The following is a 23,850-nucleotide window of genomic DNA, read 5'->3' on the forward strand; positions in this document are numbered from 1 at the left end:
AGTTGCTCGATTCTCCAAAAAATCCCTGCACCTCTTTCGATGGAACTCTCTATATTTCTAGCCAAAGTGCATTTCTCCACCCGAATGCCAATATATTATGAGGAAATACGATGTACAGGGGGAGGCATGTAAATGCGTTATAGTGAATTAGGCGGTAAAGAGATCATTAATGTTGATAGCGGAGAGCGGATGGGAGTTGTAAGCCAGTCGGATCTGGTAATCGATCCGAAAACGGGATCCATTGAATCGATTATTGTTCCGAATACCGGCATGCTCAAAATCGGTCGCAAAAAAGACGATGTGATGATTCCGTGGAAATCGATTCGGAAGATTGGCAGCGAGATGATTATTGTGGAGCAGATGGAAGCGGAGGAGGAGCGGTAGGCAAAGTGTGGTGGTGGAGACGGGAAGAGAGAAGCCTGTCACGCCAGGTATGCTCGCAGAGATGCTATCACTGGCCGCTCCAGGCGTATGTCAGACTCGCCTGCAAACAGGAAGCGAAGATGTATTTCATCGAAGTATTGCAGGCAAAAGCCCGTCTGCCAGCCGTCTTTCGCTGGGTAATCGCATACAAACGTTCCCTGCTTCTCTCTTCCTGTCTTTAACTACACTTTGCGACCCTCCCGTAATAAATGAAAAACATAAACAACAAACTTTAAAGTGCCTTGGGTGCCGCATTGCGGCACCCGAGGCACTTTTCTTTTTTTCATCAAAGCGCTATCTGAAAGTTTGTTTGATTGTGTAATCGAAAAGTATGGCAGGAGCCTAGAGGAGAAAAGCAGCGGAACGCTTTTATGCGACGGGCTTAGCGGAAGACGGGAGGCAGACGCGCTTTTGTCCGCAAGCCTCCATGAATAATCCTCTTCGCTCACCCTTTGCGGGCGCGTCTGCTGGACGTCTGGAGCGGACAGATATTGCTCCTAGCGGAGCGTGACCAAGTGACAACGCTTTTCTCCTCTAGGCTCCCTCTCCAAACTTCGAATTACCCCCAATCCCTCAAACAAACTTCATATAGGCGATTGTCACCACCGGGCGGGGGCGGGAATACGATGAGGGTAGTAAAAGCAACGAATTCCGGGAAACCACGGCGTACGCGCTCGTTTTATGCTTTATCTTGCTGAAACTTTGCAGTAGAATGGTTTGAAAGGGGTTATCATATGCTAACGGGAATTCATGCTGCCTTCATTGGCGGAGATGCCCGCCAGCTTGAAGTCATCAAGAAATTCATCGAACTCGATGCCTCGGTAACCCTCATCGGCTTTGATACATTAGAGAGCAACTTTAACGGTGCCATCAAGCGCCCGCTCTCTCCTGACTTCTTGCTCGATGTGGATGCATTAATTTTACCGATCATCGGATCGGACGACAGCGGGAAGGTCGAAAGCATTTTTTGCTCGAAGCCCATCCAGCTCAAGGACGAACACTTCGCGGCGTTGCCTGCGCACTGCTGCCTGTATGCGGGAATTGCCCGCAGCTTCCTCAAGGAGGCGGTAGCAAGACACGGGCTTAGTCTGCGGGAATTGATGGACCGCGATGACGTCGCCATCTACAACTCGATTCCGACTGTAGAAGGCGCGCTAATGGTGGCAATTCAAAATACAGACTTTACCATTCACAGTTCCACAAGTCTTGTGCTAGGCTTAGGCCGTGTTGGAATTTCGATGGCCCGTGCGCTGCATGCGCTCGGAGCACATGTTCGTGTCGGTGCTCGCAGTTCTGCTGATCTGGCCCGTATTTTTGAGATGGGGCTGACACCGTTCCATATTGATGATCTGGCTGAGCATGCGAATCATGCAGATTTGATTTTCAACACGATTCCGCATCCGATTATTACCGCGCAGGTGATTGCCAATATGCAGCACCACGCGCTTATTCTCGACCTTGCTTCTAAACCGGGTGGTACTGATTTTCGGTACGCCGAGAAGCGAGGCATTAAAGCGATCCTCGCCCCGAGTCTTCCCGGAATCGTTGCGCCGAAAACGGCGGGACAGATTATTGCTAACACACTGTCGCAGCTTGTTTTCGATCAAGCGGGAAACAGGAGGGATCGAGATGGATCTGAAGGGTAAAACAATTGGATTTGCGCTGACTGGCTCGCACTGCACATTTGCTGAAGTCATGCCAGAAGTGCAGCGTCTTGTAGACGCAGGTGCCGAGGTCGTGCCGGTGATCTCTCATACGGTGGCGACAACGGACACACGGTTTGGCAATTCAAGCGACTGGCAGCAGCAGCTGCGCACGATTACTGGCAATGACATCATTGCGACAATCGTAGACGCGGAGCCGCTTGGACCGTCTAAACGGTTTGACGTGATGGTGATCGCGCCGTGCACTGGCACATCATTGAGCAAGCTTGCTAATGCTGTTACCGACAGCGCGGTCATGATGGCTGCGAAAGCGACATTGCGCAATTTGCATCCGGTTGTGCTGGCGATTTCAACGAATGATGGTCTGGGTCTGAATGCTGCTAATATTGCGAAACTTGCGGCAACGAAGAATATCTACCTTGTGCCGTATGGCCAGGACGCTCCTGCGGCGAAGCCAAATTCGCTTGTCGCCCGTATGGAACTTGTAAAAGAAACATGTGAGGCGGCACTGGATGGATGTCAGATTCAGCCGGTACTCGTTGAGAAATTCCGTTATATGAAATAATATTTTCATAGATGAATCTGTGCATCTCTGCATAGACAACATGTAAAGGAGTGGGAAGATGGAGAATCAAAAAGGATATCATGTAGCAGTCGTAGGCGCTACAGGCGCAGTAGGAGAGCAAATGCTTAAAATGTTAGAGACGCGGCAATTCCCGCTCGCCTCTCTTAAATTGTTGGCTTCCGCTCGTTCAGCGGGTAATACTGTTCAATTCAAGGGTCAGGACATTGTGATTGAAGAAGCAACACCAGAAGCGTTCGAAGGCGTGCAAATTGCCCTGTTCAGCGCAGGTGGCAGCGTGAGTAAGGCGCTTGCTCCGGAAGCGGCGAAGCGTGGTGCAATCTGTGTGGATAACACAAGTGCATTCCGTATGGACCCGAACGTTCCGCTTGTTGTGCCGGAAGTAAACCCGGACGCAATGGCAGATCACAACGGCATCATTGCTAACCCGAACTGCTCAACTATTCAGATGGTAGCCGCTATTGAACCGCTTCGCGCTCGCTACGGCCTTGAGCGCATCATTGTGTCAACGTATCAAGCAGTATCCGGTGCAGGTGCCAAAGCGATTCAGGAACTGAATGATCAGACGAAAGCCATTGTGAATGGCGAGGAAGTGAAGAAAGAAGTTCTTCCGGTAGGTTCTCTGCCGAAGAAGCATCAGATCGCATTCAATGTCATTCCACAAATTGACACGTTCCTTGATAATGGATTTACGAATGAAGAGATGAAAATGGTGCGTGAGACAAAGAAAATCTTTGGCGATGATTCCGTTGCAGTGGCAGCAACATGCGTGCGTATCCCGGTTGTCAAAGGCCATTCTGAGTCTGTATACGTAGAACTGAAAGACGATTTCGAACTTGAAGACGTACGCCGTCTGCTGGCGGAAGCGCCGGGCATCGTGCTGCAGGACAATCCGGAAGAGCAGGACTACCCGATGCCAGCCGATGCAGCAGGCAAAATCGAGACATTCGTAGGTCGTCTGCGTCGCGATCTCGACAATCCGCGTGGTCTACACATGTGGATCGTTTCGGATAACCTGTTAAAAGGCGCGGCATGGAATGCCGTACAAATTGCGGAGGAGCTTGTTGCGCGCAATTTAGTATAAGGAGTTTTGCAGCATGAGAATTCTGGTACAAAAATTCGGCGGCTCGTCTTTGACGACCGCCGATAAGCGTGAACGTGCCGTTGCACATATTATGCGAGCGCTTGATGAAGGCTTCCGTGTGTGTGTAGTCGTGTCCGCGATGGGACGCAAGGGTGATCCGTATGCAACGGATACGCTGCTTGATCTTATTCGAGAGAACGGAAATGCACTCGGAAAGCGCGAGAGGGATATGTTGATGGGCTGCGGAGAAATCATCTCGGCCGCTACGATGGCAAGTACCCTTAATGCGCGAGGGTTAACTACAACGGTTCTGACAGGCGGCCAGGCAGGCATCCTGACGAACAATGACTTCACGAACGCCCAGATTGCGACCGTTAATCCAGAACGCATCATTCGGGAGCTGGAGCAAGATAAGGTCGTGATCGTTACCGGATTCCAGGGACGAACGACCGAGTGGGATACGACAACACTTGGCCGAGGTGGTAGCGACACGTCTGCGACAGCGCTCGGTGTAGCACTGCATGCAGAAGTAGTTGACATCTTCACTGATGTGGAAGGCATCATGACGGCAGACCCGCGCATCGTAGAAGACGCACGTCCGCTCACGGCAATCACGTACACCGAGATTTGCAACATGGCCTACCAGGGAGCGAAGGTGCTGCATCCACGTGCTGTGGAGATTGCAATGCAGACGAACACGCCGATTCGCGTTCGTTCTACGTTCTCAGATGAAGAGGGAACGCTCGTGACAAGTGTAGCGGAAACGAACCGGATCGCCGGTGAAGTGAATGATCGCCTCATTACCGGCATCGCGCACGTATCCAACCTGACACAGGTGAAGGTTATGGCCAAAGAAGGCCAGTATGACCTGCAGATGAAAGTGTTCAAAGCGATGGCAGAAAATGAGATTAGCGTTGATTTCATTAACGTAAATCCGATCGGAGTCGCCTACACGATCCATGATGAAATGGTGGACCGGGTTGTTGCCGTTCTTAATGAGATGGGGTATGAGCCCAAGCTTACACGCCACTGCGCCAAAGTATCGACGATTGGGGCCGGAATGGCAGGCGTGCCAGGTGTAATGGCACGTATTGTTGAGACGCTGACAAAAGAAGATATTCAGATTTTGCAGTCTGCGGATTCACATACAACGATCTGGGTGCTCGTGCCAGAGACCGACATGGTTAGAGCTGTGCGGGCGCTGCACAGAACGTTTGATTTAGACAAAGTGCGATTTTGAGGAGGAGAATAGAAGAGTATGTTTGGCAGATTAGTCACAGCGATGGTTACCCCATTTGATGAGCAGCTTCAGGTAGATCGTACAAAAACGGAAGCATTAGTAGAGCACTTGATTGCGACCGGTACAACCGGGCTTGTCGTAGCCGGTACAACCGGTGAATCTCCAACCCTGACGGCACAAGAGAAGCTTGATCTGTACCGCCATGTAGTCGAAATTGTAGACGGACGCATTCCAGTTATCGCTGGAACGGGAAGTAACAATACTGCAGCTTCGATTGAAATGACCAAAAAAGCGGCAGAACTGGGCGTAGACGCGATTATGCTTGTTGTTCCATACTACAACAAGCCGTCTCAGGAAGGGCTATATCAGCATTTTAAAACGATTGCAGAAAGCGTACAGCTGCCTGTGATGCTGTACAACATTCCGGGCCGCTCTGTTATTAACATGACAGCCGATACGGTTGTGCGCTTAGCAGAGGACGTAACGAACATCGTTGCGATCAAGGAAGCGGGTGTGGACTTAAGCCAGATGTCGTTCATCATCGACCGTACACCGGATGATTTCACACTGTACACAGGCGATGACAAAATGACGCTGCCATGCATGTCCGTTGGCGGCCATGGGGTCATCAGCGTTGCGAGTCATGTGATCGGTAACGAAATGACCGAGATGATCAACAAGTTTGTCGCAGGTGATATCGCAGGTGCATCCGCGCTGCACCGCAAACTGCTTCCGATCTTCGAAGGACTGTTCATTGCAGCGAATCCGACGCCGGTTAAAGAAGCGCTCGCACTTCAAGGCGTACAAACAGGCGGTGTCCGTCTCCCACTCGTCGTCCTGACCGAGCAGGAAAAAGCATACGTAAAAGGTTTATTCGCATAATAAATGGGTAAGAAGAGTGGGGGGAATACTTCCACTCTTCTTTTTTTACATACATATAGGCTCATTTGGAGATAGTAATGCGTGATAGCACTTGTTTTTTGTCCACAAAATCATGTATAATATTAACAAGTGAATGGGTTCGGTTTTTACATTGTTTGCTCACATGTAACTACAACTGAATATTAGGAGGAATGAATTTGTCTAAACTAAACCAGAAAGCTCTGTCGATTTTCGCTCTGGGCGGCGTGGGTGAGATCGGCAAAAACATGTACGTAGTTCAGTACGCAGATGACATCGTAGTAATCGATGCTGGACTGAAATTCCCTGAAGAGGAAATGCTCGGAATTGACATTGTCATCCCGGACATTACGTACTTGCAGGAAAACAAGGACAAGGTACGGGGTATCCTCATTACGCACGGTCACGAAGACCACATTGGTGGTCTTTCGTATGTGCTGCGCCGCATGAATGTACCTGTATACGCGACCAAACTGACGCTTGGCCTCATCGAAGGCAAGCTGAAGGAAGCGGGACTGCTCGGAGAAGCAAAGCTGAATCTGATTGATAACAAATCAGAAGTACAGCTCGGATGCTTCACAGCCTCGTTCTTTAAAACGAACCACAGCATTCCGGATTCTGTCGGGGTCTGCCTGGATACTCCAGAAGGTGTTGTGGTTCATACGGGTGACTTTAAGTTTGACCAGACGCCGGTAAATAACCAGAATGCAGATCTCGCTAAAATGGCACAGATCGGTGACCGTGGTGTATTAGCCCTTCTGTCTGACAGTACGAACGCGGAACGTCCGGGCTATACCGGTTCCGAACGTGAAGTAGGCGAGGCGATTATGGAGCAGTTCCATAAATGCAGCGGACGCATCATCGTCGCAACATTCGCGTCAAACATTCACCGCATTCAACAGGTTGTAGACGCTGCCGTACGCTATGACCGCAAGATTACAGTAATTGGCCGCTCTATGGTAAACGTCGTGAACATCGCGACAGAACTTGGGTACTTGAACGTACCAGAAGGCATGCTCGTCGAACCGGAAGAGATCAACAAGCTCCCAGCTGAACGCGTTGTCATTTTATGTACAGGTAGCCAGGGCGAGCCGATGTCCGCTCTGACACGAATGGCGCGTTCTTCGCACCGTAAAGTGGACGTTCTGCCAGGAGATACAGTTCTTATTGCCGCTACGCCGATCCCAGGCAATGAGAAGTATGTAGCCCGTACGGTAGACCAGCTGTATCGCATCGGAGCCGATGTGATCTACGGCAGCGACATTCACGTATCAGGTCACGGCAGCGCAGAAGAACTGAAGCTGATGCTGAACCTGATGAGACCGCAGTACTTTCTCCCAATTCACGGGGAGTTCCGGATGCTTCGTCAGCACGCCATCCTCGCCGAACAGTGTGGTGTACAACCGGAAAACATCTTCATGCTCGACAATGGAGATACTGTGGAGATTCAGAATAACCGTGCACGCTATGGCCCGAAAGTTCAATCGGGTATTGTCCTCATCGATGGTCTTGGTATCGGTGATGTCGGCAATATCGTACTGCGTGACCGTAAGCTGTTATCCCAGGATGGAATTTTAGTCGTTGTAGTTACATTGAGCAAGCAAAACGGAACAATTCTAGCAGGACCGGATATTATCTCACGCGGCTTTGTATATGTCCGCGAATCGGAAGCACTTCTCGATGAAGCGAACCGCATCGTAGGACAAACGCTGCAGCGCTGCATGGATGAGAATGTGAATGAATGGTCGTCACTGAAAACAAATGTTCGCGACGCGCTGGGCCGCTTCTTGTATGAGCAGACTCGCCGCCGCCCGATGATCCTTCCGATTATTATGGAAGTGTAAGGTAAATACGGAATATAAGAGCCGAAACCCCTTGATACGACTGGGTTCTCGGCTCTTTTTGGTTCTATAAAAGTATCGTTGGACCACATTTTTTTGCATCGTAGGCAGCACATGAGCGTATGTGTTCAGCGTAATATTTACATCAGCATGCCCCAGGCGTTCAGATACTACTTTTGGATTTTCACCGAGCTGCAGCAGTAGAGTAGCGTGTGTATGCCGCAAAACTAGGTATTAAGTTATGTGTTTTTATCATTTCAGCCGAGAAGACTCCCACTTCTAAGCGATAGCGAAAGTGAGGGATGAATCGGCTTCGGACGCGGGAAGGCGTCTGCCTTCTCGCAAGTCCGACTGTTTTCTCCCGAAACAGTCAGGTACAATGGGAGGGAGGAGGTGAAACATACATGTTCAAACATAAAGGGTTCAAATTTCGCATCTATCCGAATGAGGAACAGGCTATGCTCATTAACAAGTCCATCGGCTGTGTTCGGTATGTGTTCAATCACTTTCTGGCGAAACGCAAAGAGGCCTATGAGACCGAACAAAAAACATTGAATTATACGGCTTGTTCTGCTCTTTTGACGACACTGAAGAAAGAAGTATCCTGGTTAAAAGAACCGGATTCTACCGCCCTGCAAAACGCATTGAAAGACTTAGATGCGGCCTATCAAAAGTTTTTCCATGAGAAAAAAGGGTATCCCACATTCAAAAGCCGGAAGAATCCCAGACAGTCGTACAATACGACAAACAACAAGGATGCGATTCGTATAGAAGGAACGCAGATCCGACTCCCGAAACTTGGACTCGTTCCCTTTGCCAAAAGTCGGGAAGTAGAAGGACGTATTCTGTCAGCTACGGTTCGCCGCCATCCATCCGGCAAGTATTTTGTATCGGTGCTTTGTGAAGTGGAGATGAAACCGTTACCAAAAGTAGAGAAGCGAGTGGGAGTCGACTTGGGCCTGACAAGGTTTGCGATTCTTTCGGATGGAAAAACATTCGATAATCCGAAGTATCTGCGAAAGTACGAAATGAAACTGGCCCACCTGCAACGTGTCATGAGCAGACGTACAAAAGGGGGTTCTAACTGGAACAAGGCGAGAATCAAAGTTGCTCGTCTGCACGAAAGAATAGCCAACTGCCGCACCGACTTCCTGCAAAAACTGTCCACGACACTGATTCGTGAAAACCAAACGATTTGTATCGAGGACTTGCAGGTGTCAAACATGCAGAAAAATCACAAGCTGGCGAAGAGCATTTCGGATGCATCCTGGTCAGAGTTTCGTCGGATGCTGGAATACAAGGCAGACTGGTATGGACGTACCCTCAGCTTTGTCGGAAAGACATTCCCATCGAGCCAGTTGTGTTCGGCCTGTGGCTACCGGAACCGGGATGTGAAGAACTTGAACCTGCGACAATGGGACTGTCCGGAATGTCATACCCACCATGATCGGGATGTAAATGCGGCGGTCAATATTTTGCAAGAAGGACTCCGATTGTTAGACGTATAAGCTAACCAACCGCAGGAATTGCGGGGGTAGCCTGGGGTACATTCACGTACGAATTCTGCTCAGGAGAGTGGACGAGCCAGGAATCCCCCACTTCAAAAATCGTTAGATTTTAAGTGGTGGGAGTATTCAAGATCTCTACATTTAAAAAGGGGGTAGTGAGATAGATGACGATTTATATTGCACTGTTACGAGGTATCAATGTAGGTGGAAAGAACATAATCAAGATGGCTGAATTGAAGCGAACGTTTGAAGCAATGAATCTGAGTCGAGTTCAAACGTATATTCAAAGTGGCAACGTTCTCTTCGAATCGGAAGAGGAGAAAGAATCGTTACGCAGGCGGATCGAACATGAGATAGAGGTGGCTTTCGGTTTTGCAGTAACAGTTGTTTTAAGAACGGCCGAGGAGCTGAAAAGGATTGTCGCAAATTGCCCGTTCTCGGAAGAGGAAGTCTCTGAAGCTAAGGCATCGTCCGAAGGAGAGAGCCTATATGTCTCGTTTTTGCTTGAAGAGTCTTCGAAGGAAGGGATTGAACGGCTAGGGGCTTTCAAAAGTAACGGAGAAGAGTATCGAATTGTGGGTCGAGAGGTCTTCCTTTTATTCAGCCATAGTATACGTAATTCTAAGCTTGCCAACAATCTTCAGAAGCTAGATGTCCCAGCGACCATGCGTAACTGGAAAACAACAAACAAGCTCGTAGCTCTGGCAAGTGCAATGGAGATTTAATATTTAGGCTCTGTTAAAATTTAATATTGATAATTTTATAATATTAAGGGGGAACCCATAAATAATGGGCTCCCTCTTAGTTCAATAGGTGAAACTACTGTCGAGTATTACCTTAATAATGTTTATTACAATATATCTTTGGAGTGAAAGATATTTTTAGTTACCATCCCAATGATAGTTTATTTGCACAACGCCAGAGGAGAATGTTCTTGTATTAACCATTTTTAAATTTATCCTCTGTTTTAAATCAATAAACAACGGTTTTCCTTCTCCCAAAACAACAGGGTGAATAGATAACCTAAATTCATCAACAAGCCCCAAATTTATAAAAGTTGTAATGAGACTTGCTCCACCATATAGCCAGATGTCTTTACCAGACTGTTTCTTCAATTTATTTCCTTCTTCAAGAATATTATCATTTATAAATATTGCTTGATTACCAGTCTCTTTTTGTGTTCTGGAAAAAACATATTTCTTTTTACTATGAACCAATTTCCAAATTTCCTTTTCGGTATCAGAGTCTTCATTTTTCGGAATATATTGTCCCCATAAATCGTAGCTTTTTCTACCATATAAAATAGTATCAATATGATTTAAGAAATCAGTGAACCCCATATCAGGGTCCATAATGCACCAATCAACTTCTCCATTTTTCCCTTCAATAAAACCATCTAAAGTAACTGCTAAATCTAAAATTATTCTTCTCTGTTTCACGTTATTTGTCATAGCTTTTCATCCTTTTATCATTCAGATTTTGATTTTTCTGTCCCATTGAATAAGGATTACACAACGAATTTAGATAAACGTAGACTATTATATGTATCTTTCATTTCAAATACAAAAGAAGTTAGTAGAAATTCTTTAATGTGCTGTTTCGTGTTTTCATTACTACGACTATCGACAAATAAAAACCAAGCAAGGTAATTATCAAGATACTTTGTAGCCACGCCTTTAAAGCGGCCTATCCATTGTTTCAAGCGAGAATGAAGACCGTTTACATTTTGGATGTGATACAAACCCTTTATAACGTGTTTGCCACTGTCTGATTTAATTTGAAAATGCTCTAAACTCTTATATTTTCTCCAACCTCTATAACTGCGTATTCTGCTTCAAAACGGTCGATTATCTCACGCAAATTCATATGCTTCACCCTCCAATTGAAATTCTTATTATCTATTATATCTCCGAGTGGATTGCAGCAAGAGCAAATTCTTTTAATATACGCCAAAAGAAAAAGCCCATAAAGGACCATGTATGTAAGAGATTTTAAACAATTCCACGAGTCAGTTCTTTTTCTTTGCACTATATGCCATATTGTTACCTTTTCATGTTTAGCGTACTACTTCAAACTGAGTTGTTGCACTTTCTCCATTGCAAGTAACGGTGATAGGCCAAGAACCCAGTGTTGTACGTCCCCCAACACGCCATGTCCAAGATACGTTACCGTTAGCAATTAAGCTATTCCTCTTATTTCTATGATTTAATGTTTCTTGATTCTGCTCTTGCATGAGTATAGATGGTGAAACTTATATACAACCCACATAAAAACAATGTAGCCAAAAAAGGAATACAGATGACTCCATTCACTGCTGTGATGAAACAACCCGACCTTTTCCGCCACCTGTTCGCTAATGGGCATTACAAAGCCGAGAAGAAGAGCTAGGGCCATACGCTGTGCCTTCGTTATTTTTTCTGCAAAACAAAGAAAGCACGCGGTTGCGATGGGTAACAGCACTAATGTAAACGCAATGTTAATGCTGAAAATATGTGGGAGCGGTCGAATCGGAAAGGAATATAGTTGTTTTTCTACAAGGATCAGATCGAGATACGTTCCCAACCAGGAAGAAAATATCATCGCAGGTACATAATGCAGCATTGAATCTTTTCCATCAGCTTGAGGGGGGAAGGATTTTTTCTTTTGCCATGATTGCGAATTCAATTTTCTCCAATGTTTTACAATATGCATGAAAAATCTCACCATCCACATCTTCATTTATCGGAATCAAATAATAGATGACTCTCCAATCATCAAACCAATCGCCGATTTCTGCTTCTTCATGCTCAACATTGCCCCAGGCATGAAGTAGAGAAGGGCTATACAATCGTTTTGCATCGGGTTTCAACTGACAGTTATCGATCCGGCGCGTATACGAAGTGTTCGGAAGCGACTCTTTTACATCGTTGAATAGATGAGGCCAATAATCTTTGCGAGATCCTGTATGAACATGTTTGGCAGCCCACCGTGAAACACAGTGTAAAACATCCGCGCTAAACAAAAGAGTATATAATCTCTTCCCTAATAAAATTCGCTCGTGAAGAGAAGCAAACTGATGGAGGGTTTGCCCGATGAGTTGTTCTTGATCACAGGGGAAAAGAATTTGATTCAAACTCAATATATCCTGTAGCGTAAACTCAAACGTTTTTATTACTGTTTTTTGATAGAACGGATTCTGAATCACTCTTTTTTCTAAATAACTCTGTTCATTAATAACAAGGCCAATGGTTAATATATAGCAGTCTTTATACTCGTAAAAATGATTCCATAACGTCTGCATAAAGACAGACACATGGAAGTAAGGCAGTAAATGAAACAAATTGGTCTGTCTTTTTAGGCTTTCTTCATATAATAAAAACTGTGGATACACATCTTGAAAAATGAGCCAATTTCCGCGCTCTAAGAATTGAAAGTACTCCTGTTGTTCCTTCTCCGAAAGCAATCTCGAAAGCAGTTCCCCTTTTAGATCGGTCATGTTCCAGCCGCCATTCCTTGATACCATATGACCAAGAAACGCCCAGTGAATCTCAGGATGCCGACAGTAAAAGTCATAGTAGGCCCTCGTTCGTGTCACGTTGTTCATATTATGCTGACGAGTACGTTTGTTAATTTGATCAATCAATTGTTGATCGGCTACAGGTAGCTCTGTTATGGAAACGGAAGCTTCTTTCACACAGTTGCTTTTCTGTTTCAAATCTTTTTTTATGGACAGAAGGGGCGGAAGCTGGCTTTGCTTGAACGCTGCCCATTTCTTGCCCAAGGTTGCGAATCTGCTCCCCATCTTCGTCCCTCCCGGAGTATGGATATGGACCATCATGAAAAAAGGAGTGAGTGGATTGAATCAAATAGAAACCGAGATTCATCGCATCATCGCCACGGTAAAACGTCAGCAAGCACAAGCTGGTTCGTGGTACTATTGTTTAGAAAGCGGGCCGATGATTGATGCCTATATGATCATCCTATTGCGAACATTGAACATTCATGATGAAGATTTCATTAGAAGCGTAACAGAGGCGATCATTGATAAACAGGAGCCAAACGGAGCGTGGAAGTTATTTCGTGATGAAGAAGGAGGAAATCTATCCGCTACGATAGAAGCGTACGATGCGCTGCTTTTTTCCGGTCATGCCAGAGTCCATATTGCGCCTATTTTAATTACGTCAGATCGGAAATTTTCGCTCAAAACAGAACGAACTCCTGACGTATCAGACTTGTATATGAAGCATCGAGCGACGAGCATAAACATCCAGCACCGCTCGCTTCTATCATTGATAGCATCTGGCATTCAGCAGCTTTCGTACCTTCCGGAGCACATCCATAATCTAGCAACCCGTCGTGCTGAACAATTCATGCTAGATCGAATTGAGCCGGATGGAACATTATATAGCTATTTCAGTGCAACATTTCTTATGATCTTCGCCTTGCTTGCACTCGGTTATTCGGAACGGCATCCGATTATCGTACACGCCATTACGGGTTTACAAACATTATCCTGTAAAGCAAACGGACGGATGCATGTCCAGAATTCCACATCAACCGTGTGGGACACGGCATTAGTGAGTTATGCATTACAAGAAGCTGGTGTGCCTTATTCAAGCACCACCATCCAAAGGGCGGGTCACTACCTGCTGTCACGACAACAAACAAAATATGGAGATTGGATTGTTCATAACCCAAATGCCGCACCGGGCGGATGGGGCTTCTCGGATAGTAACACGATAGATCTTGACGTTGATGATACGACGGCAGCTCTTAGAGCGATCCATAAGCTAGCAAAAACGAATCCGATATATCGGCAGGCTTGGGAGCGAGGTGTAAGCTGGGTGCTCTCCATGCAAAATGACGATGGCGGATGGCCAGCCTTTGAAAAAAACACCGATAAAGAAATACTGCGCATGCTTCCGATTTCGGGGACTGAGTCAGTAAGTACGGACCCATCAACGGCTGATTTAACAGGGAGAACGTTGCAATTTCTAGGAGCCGATGTGGGGCTACACGTTCAGCACCCGAATATCAGACGCGGTGTACACTGGATACTTAAAAATCAGCAGGAAGATGGCTCGTGGTATGGTCGCTGGGGTGAATCATGCAGGAGTGACGTTGTGAAAAAATATGTTCCACTGGGGGCTAGTACGTTATCCCAAACCGCATGGGCAGTCGATGCGTTAGTTGCGGTTTCAAAGGAGACGACGCCTGCGATTGAACGCGGGATACAATACTTACTTGATTCGGGGAATAAAACCGATTGGACAACAGCGTATCCAACGGGAGCAGGACTGCCAGGGGGATTTTATTTTTATTATCATAGTTATCGCTACATCTGGCCGTTACTAGCATTAAGTCATTACAAGGAGAAGTTTACATGAAGCAGCCAGAAGTTTTCTGACTGCTTTTTTAAATCTTGCGGGCTAGATAAATAGGAGGGGATTAGCAAATGGAGACGGCGCTACTTATTTTGGATGTTCAAAAAGATTTTGTAGGCAAAGAAGCACGTATGCCTGTAGCTACAAATCAGGTTGGGAATACGACTGGTCAGTTGTCAAGAAGGTGACATACAGCAATGAAAAATTCCTGTTTACCGATGATGCTTCATCAAAGGCAGAAGCAGATATGTTGTCATCTTCTGCAGTAAATGTGGAAGCCAATGTGTATAAAGCTGGCCATCATGGTAGTAAAACATCTTCTAGTGCACAGTTCTTGAAAATGGTTCATCCGGAATATGCGGTGATTTCCGTAGGGGCTCATAATAAATACCATCATTCGAACATCGAGACATTACAGCGACTGCAGCGAGTGGGTGTTAAGAAGATTTATAGAACAGATGATAGTGGGACTATTACGGTGGAGACAGATGGTCACAAATTAGAATGGAAAACGGAAAAATAGGTTGATAGGAGGGGGGATAGCAATGTTGTCAGGTTAAGCCCCCCTGCTCCCCTACAGACTTCGTCGTTTTGATTTGGCATAACGATTCGCCATACTTTGTTTCTCTCGTTTGAATGCTCGATTTTTAATGACCGGAACAATATTGCGCTGAAGTTCTTTCAGAAAACGCTCATACAGGTCGTCTTTTTTACGGGCGTCCTCTTCCAAAATCATTTGGATCAAACGATTCTTTAATTTGCCTACCAGAATGTTTTTATTGATGCGATATTCTTCGTACTTGAGTGTTTTGCCCTTATTTTTTTCCTGTACCTCCATCTCAGCTTCTTGTTCAAAGATGGACGCAATCGTGCTCAAGAACACGGTCGCGTAGAAATCCTGCTCGATAAGTACCGGCTTCTCACCGGAGAAATTTTCGATCTCAAATTTATGTTTTAACTCGTTAAATCGAGTTTCGATTCCCCACCTTTTGAAATAAAGCGACTTGCTTTCTTCATGGCTTAGCTCGTCCGTTCCTAGATTTGTAAGCAAAACTTCAATTTCTCCGGTGGGCAATTCCACCTTTAGAACGCGAACCTCCAGAACGGTTCCTTTCTTGATCGGTGTCCCTTGTCTTTTTAATGCTTTGGATCGTTCCTTTGTGATTTCGATTCGTACAACCTCATCGGGGGTGGTTGTATTCCCCACTTCCTTGTAGAAAAAGTGTTGGGATCGCATGACATACTTGAGGCCTTTTTCTTGCAGATACAAGATGAGATCAGCGGATGGATACCCTCGATCAAACAGAATCAGGTTGGGGATGTGGGACTGCTCGAAGCTCAACAGCTTTTCGATGTTGTTTTTCGCCAGATTTCGTTCATTTTCCTCATATCGGCTCAGACATGTACTAATGGCGATTTTATTTTCAAGATCAAATAGGTGGGAGGAACGAGCACGAGCCACTTTGAATCCTTCCTTCCACGAGCTTACATATCCATACGTTTGTTGTGTTTCTTTCGTATTCGGTATTTCCAGGATACTGCCGTCTATGGCTAACAGACGGAACCCTTTATAGGTTTTGAAATCGTTATCTGCATAAAACCCCCGAACGATCTCATCGTTTAGAAGGGTAAACGCGATCGGAGACAGCTTTTGTCTTGCTTCTGAAAAGGATTGTTTTGTATAGGTTGTTTCTGCTAATTCCGGCAGGAAGGCTTCCCGGAACTCGTCGAGTTCCAATTGTGTTGATTTCCGAATCATTCGGAGCAGCAGGCAGATCAAAGATACAAACCCGATTTTTCTGTTTCGCGTGAAATCGCGCTCACTTTTTCTGGACTGATTTTTAAATTCTTCTCCGTAAATCATACGTATCGCACATTCCAACAGCACTTTTCCTTTTTTTTCACGTTATATCGCTCATTTCCATTGTTTACCTCTACTATATCAAAGTTCAGTAAAATCCCCTAACCTGACAACATTGGGGGGGATAGGCCCCCTTCTTTTTTATGTTCACAATTCCATCACGATCTGTTCATTTATTATTTTTGGCGGCCATTGATCTTTCTTTCTGAACTCTATCGAAAAATCAATGATCGTAATTTTTTGTTCTGTATCCAGTGTTTCTAGTACGTCTCGGATCTTTCGATTTCCATAGTACACCCAGAAGCGATAAGAGCAGTCGGCATGTAGAATTTTGCGGAGCGATTTTGTGCGTATGGTTGAATCAATTTCAAATACGGCTAACAACTTCCGATCAGCAAGTGTCCACCAGGCGACATCGATTCGTCCACCTCGGCCATTTTCCTGTACATGTGGAATAAGGTGCTCTTTTTCTCCATAGCAACAGAAGTCAGGGGCTATTTCGAGAAGCTTCTTTTGCAGCGCCATATGAAATTCGAGTTTATCCACCATCTTCTTTTTACGGTTCTGGGTTAGTTCGCGTACCGCATCATTTGCTAGACGAACAATAATCTCACGTACCTGTTCTGCATCAATAACGAGCGTGGTTTGCTTCATGTCCATCCCCCTTATAAAGATGATGATGTACCATAAAGAATTACATTTGATTTTCTCTGTTTTTCTTATTTTTCGTTCAATTATACTAAACTTCCAGAATTTATAAAGATAAAGACTGGGAATTTAGATGTAAATAAAGTAAATTATTTATAGGTAATACGGCAGGAAAGGAAGGGCTAGCGATGCTTGATTGGCTTCGGAAATTGTTCAGTGGTGGTACTTGCACGTTTTGCAAGCGTAAAACGAATGAAAAACGTCGGTACCTAAACGATAAAGGAAAGCCTATTGCGGTTTGTACGTATTGTATTGAATATGCTGAGAGGCGTGCGTATCGAAGGAAGAGGTGATTCTGACCTTTAAAAAATAGTTTTTATACAGCTGTGTGTTGGCACAGGGTGGAGAGGATGTCGCGGGGAATGCCGTGGTACTCTGCCCTAATTGCTGTAGAAAAGCTCATTATGGAAGAAAAGAAGAACAACTTTTGCATGGAGATGAGGAACTCTTGATTACATTATCACTTGGCTCAAAAGAGATTAGAAGTGTTCAGCTACTTGATAGCAAAGAAAATGATATGACCTATAGTATCGCTTGATTCCTTTTAAAAAGTTCGTACTTTCTTTATAAATTAGGAACAGCTATTTATCCTCCTAAGAAAATACCTAACGACAAGCTATAATATTTAGTCATTGATTCAATGAAACAGACCACAAAAGTAAACCTAAGGGTTATTGTCGTGTCAGTAAGCCATTTAGAAAAGATAGTAGTTCAGATTTATATAAGAAGCATTAGAGTTAGGTATGTTGATTATACTTAGAAATTAAAATTAGAGCATTTTTATTGGAGGTTTGTCTATGAAAGCAGCCATGATGATTTTGCTAATGATCTCAACTTCATTAAATGTATTTTTTACTTATCAATTTTACATTAAGCCGAATGTTCCCCCTCCATCTATAAGCCAGAGAGTTGATGCTAATGTTCAAAATTCAACTGTTGCTACACAGGAAAACTCAACCGCATTAAATGATAAAAATAACACTAAAGAAGTGAAAAATATTGAACAGGAAAATAAAGATGTAACAAATACTAGCACTGAAAGTAAACCAGAATCCAAAAATGAGAGTCAACAAGCTACAAATATTAAAAATAAAGGCCAAGATACAAGTAGAGGAAAAGGGAGCATTAAGGGTGTAATTACTTGGCAATATAATGATTTTGTTGGTACAAAAGGGGACGTTGGAGCGGTTATTATTTTAATACCTGCAGATTTTAATAAAAGTAGTCTGAGCGAAAAAGATATTATCTTATTGTCGCTTGGAATAACACCTAAAAATTGTGATATATATACAACAAAAGCGGATGGATACGGTAATTATCAAATCAATAATTTACCTGAAAATGATTATGTATTGTTAGTGATTTCAAGGAAAACATTTAGGAATCTAAACGAACCAATTCCACAATATACATTAAATAAATTAAAATCCCTTTTAGGAGTATCGAATAGCGATAATGGTTTAATGACTTCTTTAAAGCTATATAACAGTATTTTGAAAGAAGTTAAAATCACTGAGGGTGAAGAATATCAGTTTAGTAATGATTTTGGTTATACATATTAAGATGGATGATTTGGAATAAGAAAAATGTATCATTAATATTGAGCAACAGCCAGTTACTTTTTGAATGGACATTTTTAAGAATTAAATCTTTGGGGACTCTTATGAAATATCTTGTAGAAAAAATCATTCAGTTTAGAGATCAGCGTAATTGGAAACAGTTCCATAATCTTGATCTGTTACAACAAAAAGATTTGAAGTACATAACTAACGTAAAAGAAAATTGGTCTTTGGAGCATAAATATGGTTTTGGGGGGAGAAGGAGAGGAGCATAAGCGCCTAAAAGAGTGGATTGCTATATAAGTTGAATTAAAGGTTTTTTATGTTTTGTGTGGAAATAAACCTCTATCAAGATTTTCACGATGGAGAGGCGACAAAAAGATGAATGAGAAGCAGATTGACATACAAGAAGCAAGGAAAGCGATGAACACCACGAAGGATAAGCGGATGTTCGAACGCTATCAAACCGTGTATCTTCATCTTTGTGGAAAGAAAAATAAAGATATTGCACAGCTTCTTGGGCGTACACCCCAAACCATCTGCACGTATTTGAAACTGTATCGAAAAAACGGGCTGGCTGGTCTGGAACTCAGACATTCTCCTGGCGCACCGAAACGTTTAACGGAAGAACAAGAACAACAGGTGGCTGAGGTAGTCGCAACGAAACGTCCGATTGATGTTGATGTCCCTGTCGAGTATAACTGGACCGCAGGTCTAATTGGGAAATGGATCGAACGAGAGTATGGAGTTTCTTACACACTAAAAGGAGTAACCATACTTTTGAAACGTCTCGGTTTTAGCTATACAAAAGCTTCTTATACCCTTGCCAAAGCCGATCCTGAAAAACAGGAAGCTTTTCGTGAAACCTTTACGGGGATAAAAAAAACTTCTGAATGGAGAAATTGACCACGTTCTTTTCCAAGATGAAGCGATGATCCGGGATTATCAGGCTGTTAGTTCTACCTGGTTTCTTCGGGGGAAGCAACGCCTTATTCCAACGTATGGAAAGCATCAGGGTGTAAAGCTAATTGGAGCCTTGAACTATGAAACAGGAAACGTATTCTGTATCGAACGTGAACAGTACGACGCCCAAACATTTCTTTCCTTTTTAGAACTTGTACTTGAACAGTATCCCACAGGGAAAATTGTCATGGTTCTGGATAATGCACGTATTCATCATGCAAAATTGATTCAGCCCTTTTTACAAGAACAGGCGGAGCGTCTCTCCCTTGTCTTTTTGCCTCCGTATAGTCCAAACCTTAACCTTATCGAAGGCTTGTGGAAATGGCTGAAAAAATCAATCATCGAAAATGTGTTTTATGAATCTGTAAAAGAGATTCGTACCAATGTACAGGCATTTATTCAGCACATAAATCAAGATTTATGTCGGATTGTGAATCGCTTGTGCACAAAAAATGTAAATTATTTAATTCAACTTATATAGTAATCCTGCTGAAATTGGAATTTATAATGTAGAAGATACATGTGTGGAGTACACATTTCCTTCTGGTGACAGAGTAGATATCCTGTCCCGGTGTTCAGGTGAAAGAGATGTAGTCGTAGAAATATACAGTAGAAAAGAAAATATAGACTCCAATTTAAGTAATGTAAGAAGTAGTAAAAAGATAAAGGGGAGTTTTGGTGGATATTATAAAAGATATAGCAGAAATTAATCGGCGTTTGTCATTCGACTTGTGGAATATGACAAGCTCAAGCAAGGAACCTAGAGGTTTATCATCAAGACTCGTGCTTCCAACCACGGATGATAAAATTCGGGTCAGTGAGCAGGAAGCCCGTGTTCTTTATACCTCCATTCTAAATTCATCTAACTATTTTTACAGCATCGAAACACCGACAGAGAAGTTATATAGCCAAAAGGGCAGCTTTTCTCGGCGGGCACTTTCTGATCTAAGCCTCTATGCATATAAAGGTGAAAACGGTTTAGAAAAAGTAGCAAATGTAGAATTTAAAGCTCTTAATCCCGATGTAAGCCAAATTAGTAAGGATATCGAAAAGCTAGTAGGAGAGGGGATAGACGGAAATTGGTTTCATTTTCTAAAGAACATTGATAGTGGGACTTTACCTTCACTGTTTAATAAATTTATTGATTCTTTAGAAATGATTAATCCTGCAGATATAACTAAGCCTATTTCTATTTATTTCTGCTTCTGTGTTTTAGATAAGAAGTGGGCTTGTGCTAAACATTATTTTTACGACCCAAAGCAAGGGATGAGCTTAAGCGATTATAACCGTGACTTTTTTCATTTAGGATACACTATAAGTGTATCTCAAGTTCGTGTTGATGAGAAAAATGAATGGAATATTTTGATGATCTAGTTTAAAAGAAGTGCATGTAGCTGCCCTACCCGAAGGCATGATGATTAGAAAAATAAACTCTGAGCGGGTAAATTACCCGCTTTTTCTATACCAACTTTCCGTAGCTTCCTAATTTAAAAGACTAAGTATTCTATTCCCTTTTGTTGAGCTAACGGGCAGGTTAGTGTAATAAGACTGTTCATGTACTGATTAATAAATACCGATTATTGAGAAGCATATGTGAAAAAAACATATCTGATTTTCTCTTCCTGTGTTACCCTAGATTTATATAACTTTTTGAGGTGAAGACATTATGCAACCTACTGTAGTCAAAAATGCGCCAACAACATTTTCCAGAATGAATCCATTTCAAGCGAAAGTTCTCAAAAATGTAAATTTAAATGGAGCTAGCTCTAGTAAAGAAACAAGGCATATCGAGTTCTCGTTAAAAGGATCTGACCTTTCCTATGTCCCAGGTGATTGCCTTGGTATGATCCCTGAAAATGATCCAGAACTAGTGGCTTCTCTTCTTGAGGAAATGAAGTGGGATACAGAAATCGATGTTACAATTAATAAGCAAGGTGATACACTCCCATTAAAAGAAGCGCTCACAACACACTTCGAAATTACGTTATTGACGAAAAAAATTATGCAGCAGGCAGCAGAATTAACAGAAAACGAAGATTTACAAAAGCTTGTATCGAATGAAAATATAGATCAACTGAAAGAATATATGAACGGGCGTGATTTGCTTGATTTGTTACGCGATTTTGGTCCATGGAAAGCTTCTGCCCAAGAGATCGTCTCTTTATTAAGAAAAATGCCACCACGTCTATATTCCATTGCAAGTAGCATTACTGCTAATCCTGAGGAAGTGCATCTAACTATCGGTGCCGTACGCTACACGACTCATGGACGCGAACGAAAAGGGGTTTGTTCTGTTTTATGTGCGGAACGTCTTCAAGAAGGAGATACGCTTCCAGTATTTATTCAACAGAATAAACACTTTAATCTGCCAGAGTCTCAAGATAAAGATATTATTATGGTTGGTCCAGGGACAGGCATTGCACCATTCCGTTCCTTTATCCAGGAACGTGCAGTGAATAAAGCATCAGGTAGATCGTGGCTATTTTTTGGAGACCAGCATGCAGCATCGGATTTCCTTTATCAAAACGAGTTAGAAAACTATCAAAAAGATGGGGCACTGACAAGATTAGATGCTGCGTTCTCTCGTGATACCGCGCAAAAAGTATATGTACAGCATAAAATGCTTGAAAACAGCAAAGAATTGTTTGAATGGCTGGAAAATGGAGCATACTTCTACGTTTGTGGAGATAAGCAATATATGGCGAAAGACGTCCACGACACGCTTATTAGCGTTATTGAAAAAGAAGGTGTGATGACCCGTGAAGCGGCCGAGGCGTATCTAAATGATATGCAAGAGCAAGGGCGTTACCAACGTGATGTGTATTAAAATGAATAGGTGTTAGCGGTACTACCGAATTATTTTCAAAAAGAGTGTCCTTATTCTGCAATTAGCGGTCATAAGGAGGCACTCTTTTTTTGTTCGGCCAAAACTTTATTTTCAAGTCAAATCTGAATCAAACCACTTACGATCGCTACTGCACCAACTCCAGCACAAACCAATCCAACTGTTTTCAAGTTTCTTTTTGAAGATTTTTTCACAATAAAAATAATGCCTAAAAAAATTAGGATGATACCTAAAATAATATTAGCCCCAAAAAGTTGAGGAGCAATACTGTCAAGGGCATTGTCTATATATCTTTCAATTTTTTGTTCCATATCAGTTAGACCTCCATACAGCTCTGTTTATTGGATAAGAAAAGAGATATTATACATACATACATATATATGTATGTATATGTCGAAAAATAAACTGCCTTATGACAGTCTATTTAAATTGCAAATTTCTTTGTGAAAACCTTCAAGAACTGTTAGTATTTGCTCATCAATGATTGGTAAACCAATACCGTTAAACAATTCCTGCAAATGTTTTCCCTTTTGGATATATTCTTCTGTATCTACTGAAAAAATAATTGGACTCAACCAAATATTTGTTAGTAGCATAAGTGTTTCAGCAGCCTGTTTTGGGTAGTGGATGGAAAGTGAACCGTCCATCACACCTTCTTCAATAAACGATTGTATGTCAGGAGCCCCCGTGTTGATACAGTCTATTAATTGATTGGCAATAAGCTTGGGACTTTTTAAAATAGATGGAATAGATTTGAGTGCATCTAGCTGTCCTTGATTAGTAAAGGACAACAAAAAAGCATTTTTAAGTTTTTCTAAACCATTTAAACCTGTCATTTTCTTTGTCTGTTCAAAAGGATTATTTTCTAAAGCCAATCGGTCGAGAACTGCGTTGATAATATCTTCTTTAGATTTGAAATGATGATAGAACGCACCTCTAGTCAAATCTCCTAATTCGTCAACAATATTTTGAATTGTTGTCTGCTCCCATCCTTTTTCAAGGAAAAGTTTAGTTGCAGTGTCTAATATACGCTGTTCTGTTATTTCTGGATATTTATTGCGTGGCAAAACATCACCTCTATACATACATTTATATGTATGTATATTATTCTTTAATTATTTGTATGTCAATAGAAAGCAGTTTTTCTTCAAATGGCTGAACAACAGCTTAGTGGCCAAACTGGTCGAATCCAATAAAACATCCTAGACCTTTCTGCATACTATATAGGGCAGGGAAACAGTCATAAACCTCTTGGATAATCCAGGAGGTTTAGTTTCTTTTTTATACAAAATTCAAAAAATAAAGATA

Annotated in this window: 24 protein-coding genes and 2 pseudogenes; 17 read left to right on the plus strand and 9 right to left on the minus strand. The window is 43.0% G+C overall.

Going from position 1 to position 23,850, the window contains the following annotated elements; translation table 11 throughout:
• Positions 1-132 precede the first annotated feature (132 nt).
• The 8 genes from CB4_RS09420 (at position 133) to CB4_RS09455 (ending at position 7,738) form a co-directional block, all read left to right on the plus strand.
• A complete protein-coding gene (locus CB4_RS09420; RefSeq protein ID WP_096465306.1) occupies positions 133-384 on the plus strand; it encodes a YlmC/YmxH family sporulation protein in 252 nt (83 codons plus the stop codon).
• A 5-nt stretch (positions 385-389) separates the two neighbouring features.
• A complete protein-coding gene (locus CB4_RS20925; RefSeq protein ID WP_146226553.1) occupies positions 390-605 on the plus strand; it encodes a hypothetical protein in 216 nt (71 codons plus the stop codon).
• Positions 606-1,157: 552 nt separating this feature from the next.
• On the plus strand, positions 1,158-2,069 hold the full coding sequence (dpsA, locus tag CB4_RS09430) for a dipicolinate synthase subunit DpsA (protein ID WP_096465310.1): 912 nt from the start codon (positions 1,158-1,160) through the stop codon (positions 2,067-2,069).
• Positions 2,053-2,652, plus strand: a complete 600-nt coding sequence (locus tag CB4_RS09435; RefSeq protein WP_096465312.1) for a dipicolinate synthase subunit B — start codon at positions 2,053-2,055, stop codon at positions 2,650-2,652. The genes dpsA and CB4_RS09435 overlap by 17 nt, the downstream gene beginning before the upstream one ends.
• Positions 2,653-2,710: 58 nt before the next feature.
• Positions 2,711-3,754, plus strand: a complete 1,044-nt coding sequence (locus tag CB4_RS09440; RefSeq protein ID WP_096465314.1) for an aspartate-semialdehyde dehydrogenase — start codon at positions 2,711-2,713, stop codon at positions 3,752-3,754.
• A 13-nt stretch (positions 3,755-3,767) separates the two neighbouring features.
• Positions 3,768-4,994, plus strand: a complete 1,227-nt coding sequence (gene dapG / locus CB4_RS09445) for an aspartate kinase (RefSeq protein ID WP_096465316.1) — start codon at positions 3,768-3,770, stop codon at positions 4,992-4,994.
• Positions 4,995-5,012: 18 nt separating this feature from the next.
• On the plus strand, positions 5,013-5,876 hold the full coding sequence (gene dapA / locus CB4_RS09450) for a 4-hydroxy-tetrahydrodipicolinate synthase (protein WP_096465318.1): 864 nt from the start codon (positions 5,013-5,015) through the stop codon (positions 5,874-5,876).
• Positions 5,877-6,067: 191 nt separating this feature from the next.
• A complete protein-coding gene (locus tag CB4_RS09455) occupies positions 6,068-7,738 on the plus strand; it encodes a ribonuclease J (protein WP_408607750.1) in 1,671 nt (556 codons plus the stop codon).
• 72 nt (positions 7,739-7,810) lie between these two features.
• Here the strand turns inward: CB4_RS09455 and CB4_RS21515 are convergent.
• A pseudogene (locus CB4_RS21515) lies at positions 7,811-7,960 on the minus strand (tyrosine-type recombinase/integrase); the annotation flags it as partial.
• A 179-nt stretch (positions 7,961-8,139) separates the two neighbouring features.
• Between CB4_RS21515 and tnpB the strand changes: the two are divergent.
• Positions 8,140-9,243: an IS200/IS605 family element RNA-guided endonuclease TnpB gene (gene tnpB / locus CB4_RS09465; RefSeq protein ID WP_096465324.1), complete on the plus strand. Its 1,104-nt coding sequence runs from the start codon at positions 8,140-8,142 to the stop codon at positions 9,241-9,243.
• Between the two features lie 164 nt (positions 9,244-9,407).
• Positions 9,408-9,968, plus strand: a complete 561-nt coding sequence (locus CB4_RS09470) for a DUF1697 domain-containing protein (RefSeq protein ID WP_096465326.1) — start codon at positions 9,408-9,410, stop codon at positions 9,966-9,968.
• Positions 9,969-10,124: 156 nt separating this feature from the next.
• Here the strand turns inward: CB4_RS09470 and CB4_RS09475 are convergent, their stop codons facing one another.
• The 4 genes and pseudogenes from CB4_RS09475 to CB4_RS09490 all read right to left on the minus strand — a co-directional run bounded on the left by CB4_RS09475 (position 10,125) and on the right by CB4_RS09490 (position 13,024).
• Positions 10,125-10,694 carry a dihydrofolate reductase family protein gene (locus CB4_RS09475; protein ID WP_096465328.1) on the minus strand — a complete coding sequence of 190 codons (570 nt, stop codon included), beginning with the start codon at positions 10,692-10,694 and terminating at the stop codon, positions 10,125-10,127.
• A gap of 56 nt (positions 10,695-10,750) precedes the next feature.
• Positions 10,751-11,041: pseudogene (locus CB4_RS09480) on the minus strand (IS1595 family transposase); the annotation flags it as partial.
• A 407-nt stretch (positions 11,042-11,448) separates the two neighbouring features.
• Positions 11,449-11,961 carry a CBO0543 family protein gene (locus CB4_RS21960; protein ID WP_331713194.1) on the minus strand — a complete coding sequence of 171 codons (513 nt, stop codon included), beginning with the start codon at positions 11,959-11,961 and terminating at the stop codon, positions 11,449-11,451.
• Positions 11,858-13,024 carry a DUF2515 domain-containing protein gene (locus tag CB4_RS09490; RefSeq protein WP_096465330.1) on the minus strand — a complete coding sequence of 389 codons (1,167 nt, stop codon included), beginning with the start codon at positions 13,022-13,024 and terminating at the stop codon, positions 11,858-11,860. Before CB4_RS09490 ends, CB4_RS21960 begins: the two co-directional genes overlap by 104 nt.
• 34 nt (positions 13,025-13,058) lie before the next feature.
• Here CB4_RS09490 and CB4_RS09495 point away from each other — a divergent pair, with 34 nt between their 5' ends.
• Entirely contained in the window at positions 13,059-14,609 is a 1,551-nt protein-coding gene (locus tag CB4_RS09495) for a prenyltransferase/squalene oxidase repeat-containing protein (RefSeq protein ID WP_096465332.1), read from the plus strand.
• A gap of 181 nt (positions 14,610-14,790) precedes the next feature.
• The gene (locus tag CB4_RS09500; RefSeq protein ID WP_096465334.1) at positions 14,791-15,129 is read left to right on the plus strand and encodes a ComEC/Rec2 family competence protein; all 339 of its coding nucleotides are present in this window, start codon (positions 14,791-14,793) and stop codon (positions 15,127-15,129) included.
• Positions 15,130-15,180: 51 nt separating this feature from the next.
• Here CB4_RS09500 and CB4_RS09505 read toward each other — a convergent pair whose 3' ends face one another.
• Together CB4_RS09505 and CB4_RS09510 are read right to left on the minus strand one after the other, a co-directional pair.
• On the minus strand, positions 15,181-16,470 hold the full coding sequence (locus tag CB4_RS09505; RefSeq protein WP_231956207.1) for an IS4 family transposase: 1,290 nt from the start codon (positions 16,468-16,470) through the stop codon (positions 15,181-15,183).
• A 144-nt stretch (positions 16,471-16,614) separates the two neighbouring features.
• A complete protein-coding gene (locus CB4_RS09510) occupies positions 16,615-17,121 on the minus strand; it encodes a hypothetical protein (RefSeq protein WP_096465338.1) in 507 nt (168 codons plus the stop codon).
• Positions 17,122-17,972: 851 nt separating this feature from the next.
• Here CB4_RS09510 and CB4_RS09515 point away from each other — a divergent pair.
• The 5 genes from CB4_RS09515 to CB4_RS09530 all read left to right on the plus strand — a co-directional run bounded on the left by CB4_RS09515 (position 17,973) and on the right by CB4_RS09530 (position 22,524).
• On the plus strand, positions 17,973-18,737 hold the full coding sequence (locus tag CB4_RS09515) for a hypothetical protein (protein WP_096465340.1): 765 nt from the start codon (positions 17,973-17,975) through the stop codon (positions 18,735-18,737).
• A 5-nt stretch (positions 18,738-18,742) separates the two neighbouring features.
• A complete protein-coding gene (locus CB4_RS21520; protein ID WP_231956208.1) occupies positions 18,743-19,009 on the plus strand; it encodes a hypothetical protein in 267 nt (88 codons plus the stop codon).
• A 106-nt stretch (positions 19,010-19,115) separates the two neighbouring features.
• A protein-coding gene (locus CB4_RS09520) for an IS630 family transposase (RefSeq protein WP_269459522.1) occupies positions 19,116-20,178 on the plus strand; the annotation gives its coding sequence in 2 pieces (ribosomal slippage) (positions 19,116-19,613 and positions 19,615-20,178; 1,062 coding nt in all).
• Positions 20,179-20,375: 197 nt separating this feature from the next.
• Complete coding sequence (locus CB4_RS09525; protein WP_096465342.1) at positions 20,376-21,071, plus strand: hypothetical protein; 696 nt, start codon at positions 20,376-20,378, stop codon at positions 21,069-21,071.
• 292 nt (positions 21,072-21,363) lie between these two features.
• The gene (locus CB4_RS09530; protein ID WP_096465344.1) at positions 21,364-22,524 is read left to right on the plus strand and encodes a sulfite reductase subunit alpha; all 1,161 of its coding nucleotides are present in this window, start codon (positions 21,364-21,366) and stop codon (positions 22,522-22,524) included.
• 116 nt (positions 22,525-22,640) lie between these two features.
• On the opposite strand, the gene CB4_RS09535 is transcribed toward CB4_RS09530, so the two are convergent.
• Complete coding sequence (locus tag CB4_RS09535) at positions 22,641-22,853, minus strand: hypothetical protein (protein WP_096465346.1); 213 nt, start codon at positions 22,851-22,853, stop codon at positions 22,641-22,643.
• 99 nt (positions 22,854-22,952) lie between these two features.
• Complete coding sequence (locus tag CB4_RS09540; RefSeq protein WP_096465348.1) at positions 22,953-23,609, minus strand: TetR/AcrR family transcriptional regulator; 657 nt, start codon at positions 23,607-23,609, stop codon at positions 22,953-22,955.
• Positions 23,610-23,850 lie beyond the last annotated feature (241 nt).

This window comes from Aneurinibacillus soli (assembly GCF_002355375.1).
In the GTDB taxonomy this organism is placed as follows: domain Bacteria; phylum Bacillota; class Bacilli; order Aneurinibacillales; family Aneurinibacillaceae; genus Aneurinibacillus; species Aneurinibacillus soli.